14 protein-coding genes are annotated in these 12,482 nt (G+C 63.9%); 8 read left to right on the top strand and 6 right to left on the bottom strand.

All coding sequences use genetic code 11. The features are described 5' to 3' along the window. Window positions 1–25 precede the first annotated feature (25 nt). Window positions 26–685, top strand: a complete 660-nt coding sequence (elbB, locus tag FHW75_RS01420; protein ID WP_025752119.1) for an isoprenoid biosynthesis glyoxalase ElbB — start codon at window positions 26–28, stop codon at window positions 683–685. Between the two features lie 65 nt (window positions 686–750). On the opposite strand, the gene FHW75_RS01415 is transcribed toward elbB, so the two are convergent. Then, on the bottom strand, window positions 751–1,203 hold the full coding sequence (locus FHW75_RS01415) for a YaiI/YqxD family protein (RefSeq protein WP_019096503.1): 453 nt from the start codon (window positions 1,201–1,203) through the stop codon (window positions 751–753). Between the two features lie 169 nt (window positions 1,204–1,372). On the opposite strand from FHW75_RS01415, the gene FHW75_RS01410 reads away from it, so the two are divergent. Then, on the top strand, window positions 1,373–4,228 hold the full coding sequence (locus FHW75_RS01410) for a class I adenylate cyclase (protein ID WP_019096502.1): 2,856 nt from the start codon (window positions 1,373–1,375) through the stop codon (window positions 4,226–4,228). 32 nt (window positions 4,229–4,260) lie between these two features. Here FHW75_RS01410 and rnk read toward each other — a convergent pair whose 3' ends face one another. The 3 genes from rnk to cyaY all read right to left on the bottom strand — a co-directional run bounded on the left by rnk (window position 4,261) and on the right by cyaY (window position 5,376). After that, window positions 4,261–4,671, bottom strand: coding sequence for a nucleoside diphosphate kinase regulator (gene rnk / locus FHW75_RS01405; RefSeq protein WP_016712630.1), 411 nt, complete (start codon window positions 4,669–4,671; stop codon window positions 4,261–4,263). Between the two features lie 146 nt (window positions 4,672–4,817). Beyond that, a complete protein-coding gene (locus tag FHW75_RS01400; RefSeq protein WP_019096501.1) occupies window positions 4,818–5,042 on the bottom strand; it encodes a DUF1289 domain-containing protein in 225 nt (74 codons plus the stop codon). Window position 5,043: 1 nt separating this feature from the next. Then, entirely contained in the window at window positions 5,044–5,376 is a 333-nt protein-coding gene (cyaY, locus tag FHW75_RS01395; protein ID WP_016712632.1) for an iron donor protein CyaY, read from the bottom strand. A gap of 190 nt (window positions 5,377–5,566) precedes the next feature. On the opposite strand from cyaY, the gene lptM reads away from it, so the two are divergent. The 6 genes from lptM to FHW75_RS01365 are packed head-to-tail and all read left to right on the top strand — an operon-like array spanning window position 5,567 to window position 10,186. Beyond that, complete coding sequence (gene lptM, locus FHW75_RS01390; protein ID WP_016712633.1) at window positions 5,567–5,779, top strand: LPS translocon maturation chaperone LptM; 213 nt, start codon at window positions 5,567–5,569, stop codon at window positions 5,777–5,779. Window positions 5,780–5,788: 9 nt separating this feature from the next. Then, complete coding sequence (gene lysA, locus FHW75_RS01385) at window positions 5,789–7,036, top strand: diaminopimelate decarboxylase (RefSeq protein WP_019096500.1); 1,248 nt, start codon at window positions 5,789–5,791, stop codon at window positions 7,034–7,036. A gap of 4 nt (window positions 7,037–7,040) precedes the next feature. Continuing rightward, window positions 7,041–7,871: a diaminopimelate epimerase gene (dapF, locus tag FHW75_RS01380; protein ID WP_025752112.1), complete on the top strand. Its 831-nt coding sequence runs from the start codon at window positions 7,041–7,043 to the stop codon at window positions 7,869–7,871. Window positions 7,872–7,884: 13 nt separating this feature from the next. Then, window positions 7,885–8,595, top strand: a complete 711-nt coding sequence (locus FHW75_RS01375; protein ID WP_016712636.1) for a DUF484 family protein — start codon at window positions 7,885–7,887, stop codon at window positions 8,593–8,595. Then, window positions 8,595–9,494 (top strand): tyrosine recombinase XerC, encoded by a 900-nt coding sequence (gene xerC / locus FHW75_RS01370; protein WP_019096447.1) that lies wholly within the window; start codon window positions 8,595–8,597, stop codon window positions 9,492–9,494. Before FHW75_RS01375 ends, xerC begins: the two co-directional genes overlap by 1 nt. Beyond that, window positions 9,491–10,186 (top strand): HAD family hydrolase, encoded by a 696-nt coding sequence (locus FHW75_RS01365; protein ID WP_019096448.1) that lies wholly within the window; start codon window positions 9,491–9,493, stop codon window positions 10,184–10,186. Before xerC ends, FHW75_RS01365 begins: the two co-directional genes overlap by 4 nt. A gap of 180 nt (window positions 10,187–10,366) precedes the next feature. Here the strand turns inward: FHW75_RS01365 and sutA are convergent, their stop codons facing one another. Then, a complete protein-coding gene (gene sutA, locus FHW75_RS01360) occupies window positions 10,367–10,696 on the bottom strand; it encodes a transcriptional regulator SutA (RefSeq protein WP_016712639.1) in 330 nt (109 codons plus the stop codon). 430 nt (window positions 10,697–11,126) lie between these two features. After that, the gene (locus FHW75_RS01355) at window positions 11,127–12,458 is read right to left on the bottom strand and encodes an ammonium transporter (protein WP_019096449.1); all 1,332 of its coding nucleotides are present in this window, start codon (window positions 12,456–12,458) and stop codon (window positions 11,127–11,129) included. Between the last annotated feature and the right edge of the window lie 24 nt (window positions 12,459–12,482).

Genomic DNA, 12,482 nt, shown 5'->3' with positions numbered 1-12,482 from the left:
GCGCCTCGACTCAGGAGTAGTGAACATGACAAAAAAAGTAGCGGTGATTCTTTCCGGCTGTGGCGTGTATGACGGCGCCGAAATCCACGAAAGCGTGATCACCCTGCTGCGCCTCGACCAGCGCGGCGCTCAGGTGCAGTGCTTCGCGCCGAATATTGCGCAGATGCATGTGATCAACCACCTGACCGGCGAAGAAATGCCCGAATCACGCAATGTGTTGGTGGAGTCGGCGCGCATTGCCCGCGGTGAGGTCAAGGACATCCGCGAAGCCAAAGCCGAAGACTTCGATGCGCTGATCGTGCCTGGCGGTTTTGGTGCGGCGAAAAACCTGTCCAACTTTGCCGTGGAAGGTGCCAACTGCACCGTCAACCCGGACGTACTGGCCCTGGCCGAAGCTTTCGCCGACGCCTGCAAACCGGTCGGCCTGATTTGCATCTCGCCGGCACTGGCGGCGAAGATCTACGGGCCGGGCGTGGTCTGCACCATCGGTACCGACGCAGGCACTGCGGCGGCCGTGACGAAAATGGGCGGCACTCACGAAGAGTGCGATGTGCACGATATTGTCGAAGATACCCAGCGCAAACTGGTGACGACACCGGCGTACATGGAAGCCAAGTCGATCAGCGAAGCGGCCGGCGGGATCTACAAGCTGGTGGACCGGGTGCTGGAGCTGACGCACGAATAGGTTGCTGCACACGCTCTGTGTGTAGGAGCGGCACAAGGCCGCTCCTACAGGAACTGCGTCAGCGTTCAGGATTTGGATAACCGGGCAATGATCCGGTCCAGCGCATTGGCAAACGCCTGCTTGTCGCGCTCGCCATAGGCCGCCTGCCCTCCCCCCACCTGGCCTTGCTCACGCAGCTCGGTAAACAGGTTGCGCGCCGCCAGGCGGTCGCCCATGTTGCGCTCGTCGAATTCGCGCCCGCGCGGGTCCAGCACCGCTACGCCCTTTTTCACCAGGCGGTCAGCCAACGGCACATCACTGCAGATCACCAGCTCACCCGGCACAGCGTGCTCGACCAGGTAATCGTCGGCTGCGTCCATGCCGCTTGGCACCACGATCAACCGCACGATCGAAAACGCCGGCTTGGCCACGGCCTGGCCCGCCACCATCACCACTTCGAACTGGCGCTTGAGGGCGAACTTGACGATCAGATCCTTGGCCGCCTTGGGACAGGCGTCGGCATCGATCCATACACGCATCGGACTACTCTTCATGAATTCAAGGCCCCCATCATGCCTCAAGCCCGGTGAAAACTGCAGTCGCCCGAAAAGCGCTGTAAATATGGCGCCAGTATTTCAATTGCCGCTTATCCGACCCCGCCACTCAGGCTAAACTCGCCACAGCTCCACTGGCCTGCCCGAGTGCGCAATGAACCACCCTCACGAAATCCGCCCAGACCTGGACGAAGGCATCGACCGCAAGGTCCTGGCGACGTTGCGTGCGCGCTTCCTGCGGCTGAACCAAGGGCGGCTGCAGCGGGCCATGGAAGGCCTGTCGACGCGCCAGCAACAGGTACTGACGCTGCTGCCCCTGCTGTTCCATGTGAACCACCCGCTGTTGCCGGGTTACGTCTCGGGCAGCACTCCAGCTGGCATATCGGGCTACGAGCCAGGCGCCGACCTGGTGGTCGAGGCCCAGCGCCTGGCCCGCTCGTTCACCTACAAGGCCCGCCATGGCAACCCGCCACGCCCGATCCACGGCCTGTTCCTGATGGGCAGCCTGGGCTCGCTGGCCCAGGCCGAGCAAAGCGACATGGACCTGTGGGTGTGCCACGCGCCCGGTTTACCCGAGCCGTTGCTGGAAGAGTTGCGCCGCAAATGCCAATTGCTGGAGGACTGGGCCGCAAGCCTGGGCGCCGAGGCGCACTTCTTCCTGATCGACACGCAAGGCTTTGCCCGGGGCCAGCGCGAGGGCCAGCTAGGCTCCGACGACTGCGGCACCACCCAGCACTACCTGCTGCTGGACGAGTTCTACCGCACCACCCTCTGGCTGGCCGGGCGCACACCGCTGTGGTGGCTGGTACCCGTCTACCAGGAACACAACTACCACGCCTACACCCAGACCCTTCTGACCAAGCGTTTCATCCGCAGCCAGGACGCCCTCGACCTCGGCAACCTGGCACACATACCGCCAGGCGAGTTCGTCGGCGCCGGCCTGTGGCAGTTGTTCAAGGGTATCGATTCACCCTACAAGTCGCTGCTCAAGCTGCTGCTGACCGAAACCTACGCCAGCGAACACCCCGCTGTGCGCTGCCTGAGCCTGGACTACAAACAAGCCGTATTCGCCAACCAGCTCGACCTCGACGAGCTTGACCCGTATGTGATGGTCTACCGCCGTATCGAGCGCTACCTGCTGCAACGTGGCGAGCCTGCGCGCCTGGAACTGGTACGGCGCAGCCTGTACCTGAAGGTGAACAAGAAACTCAGTGACCAGAGCCGCAATCAGGGCTGGCAGCGCCGCCTGTTGCAGCGCCTGGCCGACGAGTGGGGCTGGGACGAACGTCAGTTGGCCCTGCTGGACAGCCGCAGCCAATGGAAAGTGCAGCAGGTCGCCGCCGAACGCCGCGCACTGGTGGCCGAGCTGAACCATAGCTATCGCTTCCTCAGCGAGTTTGCGCGCACCCAGAACGCAAGCAGCCGCGCCGACCAGCGCGACCTCAATGTGCTGGGCCGGCGTTTGTATGCGGCCTTCGAGCGCCGTGCGGGCAAGGTCGAAGTGATCAACCCCGGCATCGCCCCGGACCTTGCCGAAGGCACCCTGACCCTGGTCCAGGCACCCAACCGCAGGGAGCCCGGTAGCTACCACTGGGAGCTGTACACCGGCAATCTGAATACCCATGACGTTGAACACTTCAACCCGATCAAACGCTGCCGCGAGCTGCTTGAACTGCTGGCCTGGGCACACCGCAACGGCGTGATCGACAGCAGCACGCGCCTGGCGCTGCACCCGGGCGTCAGCGACCTCACCGAGTACGAGCTGTTCAACCTGGTGGGCTGCCTGCAGCAGAGTATCCCTCTGCCCTTGCCGATCGTCGGCGAAGTGCGCCTGCTGCAACCCAGTGTTGCCGACGAGGTGCTATTGCTGGTCAACGTCGCCGTCGACCCGCTGCGCCACCACCGCGACCTGAACATCCTGATGACCACCGAGCGTACCGACGCCTTGAGCTATGCCGGCGTACGCGAGAACCTGGTTCTGACCCTGGACCAGGTCACCCTGAACAGCTGGAACGAAGTGCTGGTGCAGCGCTACGAAGGCGAACACGCGCTGGTACGCTGCCTGCGTGACTTCCTCAACAGCCCGGTGCTGCGCGGCCACCGGCCACGGGTGCGGGTGCGTTGCTTCTGCCAGAGCCGCGCCCAGGCCATCAGCCAGCGCGTGGAGGAAATATTCGATACCGTGCAGCTATTGCTGGACCAAGGCCTGAACCACCGCTATCTGCTCCAGGTAGCCCGGCACACCCATGTACTGGAGCTGTTACCCGGACAGGTCAGCCTGACCACCCTGGGCGAGCACGATGCGCTGCTCGGCCACCTGGGCGAGGAGCGCAGTGCCTACAGCCCGCTGTACCTGGATGCCAACGCCCTGCTGGACCATGATCTGCGCCTGGTGCTGGAGCAAGGCCGGCCGGCGTGCATCCAGGTGTTCTACCGCCTGCAAGATGGCTTTGCCGACCTGTATGTGCTGGATGAATACAATGCCCTCTGGCAGCAACGCCTACCCTTGCACGACGAAGCGCACCTGCTGCTGCCGCTGCAGCGCTTCCTGCGTTCTGTGGTGATGCGCCGCGATGCCCGCTTGCCGCTGGACACCCAGCGCGCGGCCTCGCTGGACATCCACTACGCACAACTGCTGCCTGCCGGCCCTGGCAAGGCGCGCAGCATCGAGCCATGCCCGGCCCCGGTCGAGGGTAGCGCTCAGCCGTACTACGAGGTGCAGGCCATCATCCAGGACGGCGTGACGGGTACGGCCCATGTGACGCTGTACTGCGACCAGCAAGAGTTTTCCGAGCTGGAGCATGGTGACCAGCTGTATGCGGTGGTGGCCCGGCAGATCATCGGCCAGCGGCGTGGCGCGGGGCGGTACCGGTGCTACATCACCGACCTGGATTTGTCCGAGCTGCTGGATGACCGGCTGGGGGCGACGCAGGTGTACCTGAGCTACAAGCGGGTGCTGGAGCAGGCGTTGAATGAGGGTTTGGAGCAGGTGTTGGCGGAAGGCGCCTGAAATGCCGGGGCCGCTTTGCGGCCCCTTGACCCTTACAGGTCGAAATCGCCCGCCGCTTCCGGCTGGTATTCCACTTCCAGCAGCTTCAGCTTGAGGGTTTTGCCGCCCGGTGCCGGCCAGTCGATCTGCTCGCCCACCGACAGCCCCAGCAGCGCGCAACCGATCGGCGCCAGGATCGAAACCTTGCCTTCCGGCCCTGCATCCTTCGGGTACACCAGGGTCAGGTGGTAGTCCTTGCCACTGGCTTCCTCACGGCAGTGCACGCGGGAATTCATGGTCACCACGCCTGCCGGCACTTCCTCGTGACCGACCACCTGCTCGGCGCGGTCCAGCTCGTCCTGCAGGGCGAGCACACCCGGCGTACTCTCGTCGAGGCTGTCGATCAGACGCTCCAGACGCTGTACGTCCAATCGGGTGAGGATGAGGGAAGGTTTGGTGCTCATGATCCAGTCAGACTCCTTTGAACAGGCAGTTTTCAATGTGCAGATAAAGCAAAACCCCGCCCAAGGGCGGGGTTTGAGAAGGCTTTGGCGTCACCGACGCAGAACCCGACACTACCACAGCCGGGTAAATACTCAAGCCCCTGCGTTCAGTGTGCCTTAGCCTGCTCGCGCAAGACCTGGGCTTCGCGGCAGATCTGCCGGCGCCGTTCATCATCGGCCGAGCGCCACTCGCGGATGTGCTCGACATGCCGGTGGCAACCGGTGCACACCCGCTGTTCATCCAGCCGGCATACGCTGATGCACGGCGATGGCACCGCCGGGCTGATGTTGCTATAGAGCGGCTTGGGCGGCCGGGCCTGGGCACTGCTCATGTCAGATCTCGTCGAAGTCCAGCTTCTCGCCGGCCCGCTCCCAGACAATGCGCTCGAGCATTTCGCCCAACAGCTCTTCGCTCTTCTCGCATACCCACTTCTTGCTCTCTTCGTCGTAGTCGAAGTGGAAACCACCGGAACGGTCGGCCAGCCACAGCTGACGCAGTGGCTCCTGGCGGCTGAAGATCAGCTGGGCGCCGCCTTCGAACTTGACGGTGAGGACACCGGCGGAGTTCTCCATGTCCAGGTCCAGGCCGCTCTCGTCGAACAGGTCTTCCAGGGCCTGTTGGGTCGCGTCGACCAGATCATGGAAACGCGCTTCACTCAAACTCATTGCAGGAACCTCGAAATTGGCTGCGTTACAGGCAAGCCGGCCAAGATACGGGCGCTTGGCGCCGAATGCAAAGTTTAGCCATTGAAGGCGCCAAGAATAGCCCGCCCGGCGGACCGGCCCTTGCATAGGCAAGCCGCCGGTCGCTCGGTATACTCGGGCGCAATACTGCATTTTTCTAAGGATTTCACCCATGAAGCGCCTGATTTCCTCCTTCGCGGCGCTGGTCGCTGTTGCCTGCCTCGTTTCTGCCTGCGGCCAGAAGGGCCCGCTGTATCTGCCTGAAGACGGCGATAACGGCAAAGCGCACAAAGCACATCAGCACCAGCCAAAAGCCAAGCCGGCCCCGGTACAAGAACAGCAGCCCGAGCTGCAGTCCGAGCCCGAGCAGTCGCCTGCGCAGTAAGGAAACCAGATGAACGCTTTCAACTACCGCGACGGTGAGCTGTTCGCGGAGGGCGTGGCCCTGTCGGCCATCGCCGAACAGTTCGGCACCCCGACCTACGTGTACTCGCGCGCCCACATCGAGGCCCAGTACCGCAGCTACACCGACGCCCTGCAAGGCGCCGAGCACCTGGTGTGTTTCGCGGTCAAGGCCAACTCCAACCTGGGCGTGCTGAACGTACTGGCGCGCCTGGGCGCAGGCTTCGACATCGTCTCGGGCGGTGAGCTGGAGCGCGTGCTGGCCGCTGGCGGGCGCGCTGACCGCGTGGTGTTCTCCGGCGTTGGCAAAACCCGCGAAGACATGCGCCGCGCCCTGGAAGTGGGCGTGCACTGCTTCAACGTCGAATCCACCGACGAGCTTGAGCGCCTTCAAGTGGTGGCCGCCCAGATGGGCAAGGTGGCCCCGGTGTCGCTGCGGGTCAACCCGGACGTCGACGCCGGCACCCACCCGTACATTTCCACCGGCCTTAAAGAGAACAAGTTCGGCATCGCCATTGCCGACGCCGAGGCCATCTACGTGCGCGCCGCGCAGTTGCCGAACCTGGAAGTGGTCGGTGTCGACTGCCACATCGGCTCGCAGCTGACCACCGTGGAGCCGTTCCTCGACGCCCTCGACCGCCTGCTGGTGCTGGTCGACCGCCTGGCCGAATGCGGCATCCACCTGCGCCACCTGGACCTGGGCGGCGGTGTGGGCGTGCGCTACCGCGATGAACAACCGCCGCTGGTGGCCGACTACATCAAGGCCATCCGCGAACGCGTAGGCACGCGCGACCTGGCCCTGGTGTTCGAGCCGGGCCGCTACATCGTGGCCAACGCTGGCGTGCTGCTGACCCGCGTGGAATACCTCAAGCACACCGAGCACAAAGATTTCGCCATCATCGATGCGGCCATGAACGACCTGATCCGGCCGGCCCTTTACCAGGCCTGGATGGGTGTCAGCGCGGTCAAGCCACGCGCCGGTGAAGGCCGTGCCTACGACCTGGTCGGCCCGATCTGCGAGACCGGTGACTTCCTGGGCAAGGACCGAGTACTGAACCTGGCCGAAGGTGACCTGCTGGCCGTACAGTCCGCGGGCGCCTATGGTTTTGTCATGAGCTCCAACTACAACACCCGTGGCCGTTGCGCTGAAATCCTGGTCGACGGCGACCAGGCGTTCGAAGTACGCCGCCGCGAGACCATCGCCGAACTGTACGCTGGCGAAAGCCTGCTGCCGGAGTAAGCCCATGCTGCTGCGTTTTACCAAGATGCATGGGCTGGGCAACGACTTCATGGTCCTCGACCTGGTCAGCCAGCACGCGCACATCCAGCCCAAGCACGCCAAGCAATGGGGTGATCGCCACACCGGCATCGGCTTCGATCAGTTGCTGATTGTCGAGGCGCCGAACAACCCGGAAGTGGACTTCCGCTACCGCATCTTCAACGCCGACGGCTCCGAGGTCGAGCAGTGCGGCAATGGTGCCCGTTGCTTCGCCCGCTTCGTGCTGGACAAGCGCCTGACCGCGAAAAAGCGCATTCGGGTGGAAACCAAGAGCGGCATCATCGTGCTGGACGTGCAGAACGACGGCCAGGTGAGTGTCGACATGGGCCCACCGCGCTTCATCCCTGCCGAAATCCCCTTCATCGCTGACGAGCAGGCGCTGAACTACCCACTGGAAGTCGACGGCCAGCTGCATTCGATTGCTGCCGTGTCAATGGGTAACCCGCATGCGGTGCTGCGAGTCGACGACGTGCATACTGCCCCCGTGCATGAGCTGGGCCCGAAGATCGAAAACCACCCACGCTTCCCGCAGCGGGTGAATGCCGGCTTCATCCAGGTCATCGACCGCCACCGCGCCAACCTGCGCGTGTGGGAGCGCGGCGCGGGCGAAACCCAGGCCTGCGGCACCGGCGCCTGCGCCGCAGCCGTGGCGGCGATCAGTCAAGGCTGGATGGACTCCCCGGTGTCCCTCGACCTGCCCGGCGGCCGCCTGCACATCGAATGGGCCGGCCCCGGCAAGCCCGTGCTGATGACCGGCCCGGCCGTACGCGTCTACGAAGGACAGGTTCGTCTCTAAGCGAGTAAACGCCATGACCGATCAGCCCAAGGTTGTACCCACGCAGTCCGTCGAGCTCGATGCCGAGGCGGTGGTCGCCTACCTGCGCGCCCACCCCACCTTCTTCGCCGAGCATGACGAGCTGCTGATCGAGCAGCGCATCCCGCACCAGCGTGGCGACAGCGTTTCGCTGGTGGAGCGCCAGCTGAAGCTGCTGCGTGACCGCAACATCGAGATGCGCCATCGCCTGTCACAACTGATGGACGTGGCCCGCGACAACGACCGGCTGTTCGACAAGACCCGCCGGCTGATCCTGGACCTGCTCGATGCTGGCAGCCTGGAAGAAGTGGTGATGGCCGTCGAGGACAGCCTGCGCCAGGAGTTCCAGGTGCCCTTCGTCAGCCTGATCCTGTTCGGCGACAACGTCGCGCCGGTCGGGCGCTGGGTCAGCAACACCGAGGCGCAACAAGCCATCGGTGCCCTGCTGGGTGGTGGCAAGACGGTCAGTGGCAACCTGCGCGAGCACGAGCTGGCCTTCCTGTTCGGTGAGGAACAGCGCCGGGAAGTGGGCTCCAGCGCCGTGGCCACCCTTGAGTACCAAGGGCTGCATGGGGTGCTGGCAATCGGCAGCCGCGACCCGCAACACTACAAAAGCAGCGTCGGCACCCTGTTCCTCGGCTACATTGCCGAGGTGCTGGGCCGCGTTGTGCCACGGGTAACCCAAACCCTGCGCCCGGTACGCTGATGAAGCGCCAACTGGAGGCTTATTGCGCACACCTGCGCAACGAGCGCCAGGTGTCGGAGCACACCCTGCTGGGGTACCGTCGCGACCTGAACAAGGTCATGGCCTACTGCGAGGAGCACGGCATTACCGAGTGGCAAACGCTGCAAATCCAGCCGTTGCGCCAGCTGATCGCCCGCCTGCACCACCACGGCCAGTCTTCGCGCAGCCTGGCACGGCTACTTTCGGCAGTACGCGGCCTTTACCGCTACCTCATCCGCGAAGGCCTGTGCCAGCACGATCCGGCTTCCGGCCTGAGCGCGCCCAAAGGTGAGCGACGGCTGCCCAAGGTGCTGGACACCGACCGTGCCCAGCAGCTGCTCGATGGCGGCGTCGACGACGACTTCTTCGCCCGCCGTGACCACGCCATCCTGGAACTGCTCTACTCGTCGGGCCTGCGCCTGTCCGAGCTGACCAACCTCGACCTCGATCACCTCGACCTGGCCGCCGGCCTGGTACAGGTGCTGGGCAAAGGCGGCAAGGCACGCGTGCTGCCGGTGGGCCGCAAGGCCCGTGAGGCGTTGCAGGCCTGGTATCGCCTGCGCGGCATCGGTAACCCGCGCGATCGCGCGGTGTTCATCACCCGCCAGGGCAACCGCATCAGCCCCCGGGACGTTCGGCGAAGGGTGAAGGCAGCCGGCGAACGCGAGCTGGGCCAGCACCTGCACCCTCACATGCTTCGCCATTCCTTCGCCAGCCATATACTGGAGTCGTCTCAGGACCTGCGCGCGGTGCAAGAGCTGCTCGGCCATGCCGACATCAGCACCACCCAGATCTACACCCACCTGGACTTCCAGCACTTGGCCGCGGTGTACGACAGCGCCCACCCTCGGGCCAAACGCAGCAAAGGCACAGACTCATGAGCATCAAGCTGATCACCTTCGACCTTGACGACACCCTGTGGGACACCGCGCCGGTCATCGCCAGTGCAGAAGTCGTGCTGCGCGACTGGCTGGAAGCCAACGCCCCGATCCTGGGTGGTGTGCCGGTAGAGCACCTGTTTGCCATCCGCGAGCGCCTGGTGCAGGCCGAGCCCGGCCTCAAGCACCGCATCAGCGCCCTACGCCGACGGGTGCTGTTCCATGCCCTGGAAGAAGTCGGCTACAGCGAAAAACACGCGCAGGAGCTGGCCAATGAAGGTTTTGAAGTGTTCCTGCATGCCCGCCACCAGGTAGAGATCTTCCCCGAGGTGCAGCCGGTGCTGGAGATGCTGCGCCATCAGTACACCCTGGGTGTGGTTACCAACGGCAACGCCGACGTAAGCCGGCTGGGGCTGGCGGACTACTTCCGCTTTGCCCTGTGCGCCGAGGACCTTGGCATCGGCAAGCCAGACCCGGCGCCGTTCCTGGAAGCCCTGCGCCGTGGTGAAGCGGACGCCAGAACGGCAGTGCATATTGGCGACCACCCTGGCGATGACATTGCCGGCGCCCAACGCGCCGGGTTGCGGGCGGTGTGGTTCAACCCGCAGGGTAAGCCCTGGGCGGGCGAACAGGCGCCGGATGCCGAGATACAGCGGCTGTCGCAGCTGCCCGACGTGCTTGCGCGCTGGCGCTGACAGGGGCCGCTACGCGGCCCATTCGCGGGCACGCCCGCTCCCACAGGGACATCGCAAGGCTTAGGCCTACGGTAATCTTGTGGGAGCTGGCTTGCCGGCGATAGGGCCAGTACAGGCAACCCGAATCTTGCAGACACAAAAAAGCCCGCAGCGACGGCGGGCTTTTTTGCGATCAGCCACTCAAATAGGGCGGCTGCCGTACTTGTTGTCCGGCTTCTTGGGCGGGTCGGCGACCACGTTGGCCTCGACTTCCTGCACCTTGCCACCGCGAGAAAGGAATTCTTCCATCGCCTTGGCCAATGCATCACGCTCTTTCTGCTTGGCTTCCATGCTCGGCATCTCGTCTACCGAGACCGCCGCCTTGGATTTGCCCTTGGCAGTGGGTGCCGGGCTGCTGTCGTCATCGCCAGCGTCTTCGGCGCCGTCGTCAGCTGCCACTTCGAGGCCTTCATCACCCTCGTCTTCGTCGCCTACTTCGAGGTCGTCGTTTTCCAGATCGTCGTCGCTCATGTTCTACCTCATGACTTGCGAAAAGCAGGTTAGTTATAGACCAGTGCAGCCGTAGACCGGCAGCCACCAGTGAAAATTCAACTGGCCGTGGGTTAGGCCACTGCCCTTGGGTCGGCGCTCCTGATGGGAGGCGGCACCCAGCAGGCCCTGCTCCTGGCAGGACCTGACAAAATCCATAAGCCCCTGCTGGCCACACGCTATTGGCAAGCCTAGCAAAGGCTGGAGAAGTGTGTGGACTACTCGTAAAACACCCTTCGGCGCGCATTCTAGCGCGCCCGTGGAAAAAGCAAAGCACCATAAATGCCCTACGACTTGTAAGTTTTCTACCTACGTCGCGAACGTGATGGATAAACCGTTTGCCATGCGGGAAATGCTAAAAATCTGGCAAAAAAATGCCCGGCAAGCCGGGCAAGTTTTTACCGCGTCGCAGTTACAGGTTGTAGCCGCGCTCGTTGTGTTGAGCCAGGTCGAGGCCGACCGACTCTTCTTCTTCGTTGACCCGCAGGCCCATCACCACATCCAGCACCTTGAGGATCACGTAGGTGACGATGGCGGTGTAGACCACGGTGAAGATCACGCCCTTGGCCTGGATCCAGACCTGCATGCCGATGTCGGTGACGGCGCCGAAGCCGCCCAGCGCCGGGGCTGCGAACACGCCGGTGAGAATGGCACCGATGATGCCGCCGATACCGTGCACGCCGAAGGCGTCCAGCGAGTCGTCATAACCCAGCTTGCGCTTGAGGGTAGTCGCGCAGAAGTAGCAGATCACACCCGAAGCCAGGCCAATCACCAAGGCGCCCATCGGGCCCACGGTGCCTGCAGCCGGGGTGATGGCGACCAGGCCGGCAACCACACCCGAGGCAATGCCCAGGGCACTTGGCTTACCGTGGCCTATCCACTCGGCGAACATCCAGCCCAGTGCCGCAGCGGCAGTGGCGATCTGGGTGACCAGCATGGCCATGCCGGCGGTGCCGTTGGCAGCAGCGGCGGAGCCTGCGTTGAAGCCGAACCAGCCGATCCACAGCATGGCCGCGCCCATCAGGGTGTAACCCAGGTTGTGCGGGGCCATCGGGGTGGTCGGGTAGCCCTTGCGCTTGCCCAGCACCAGGCAGCAGACCAGGCCTGCGATACCGGCGTTGATGTGCACCACGGTGCCGCCCGCGAAGTCCAGTACGCCCCAGTCCCACATCAGTGCACCGTCACCACTCCACACCATGTGCGCGATCGGCGCGTACACCAGGGTGAACCAGATGCCCATGAACACCAGCATCGCGGAGAACTTCATGCGCTCGGCGAAGGCACCCACGATCAGCGCCGGGGTGATGATGGCGAAGGTCATCTGGAAGGTGATGAACACCGCCTCAGGGAACAGCGCGGTGGCCGACGTCAGGTTCTCGGGCGTGACGCCACTGAGGAAGGCCTTGGAGAAGCCGCCGACGAAGGAGTTGAAGTTGAGCACGCCCTTTTCCATACCGGTGGTATCGAAGGCCATGCTGTAGCCGTAGACGACCCAGAGAATGCTCATCAGGCCGGTGATTGCGAAGCACTGCATCATCACCGACAGCACGTTCTTGGAACGCACCATACCGCCATAGAACAGGGCCAGGCCCGGAATGGTCATGAACAGCACCAGCGCCGTTGCGGTCAGCATCCAGGCGGTGTCGCCGGAGTTCAGCGCTGGGGCAGCTTCCTCTGCCAGGGCAAGCCCGGGCATTACGAGGGACAATAGGGCTCCTAGCCCTGCGATCTTACGCAGAGTCATGTTGTTTTCTCCTGGGGCTTTGGG

Source organism: Pseudomonas sp. OG7, from assembly GCF_014192825.1.
Lineage (GTDB): Bacteria > Pseudomonadota > Gammaproteobacteria > Pseudomonadales > Pseudomonadaceae > Aquipseudomonas > Aquipseudomonas monteilii.
This window is presented reverse-complemented; position numbering and strand designations above follow the sequence as displayed.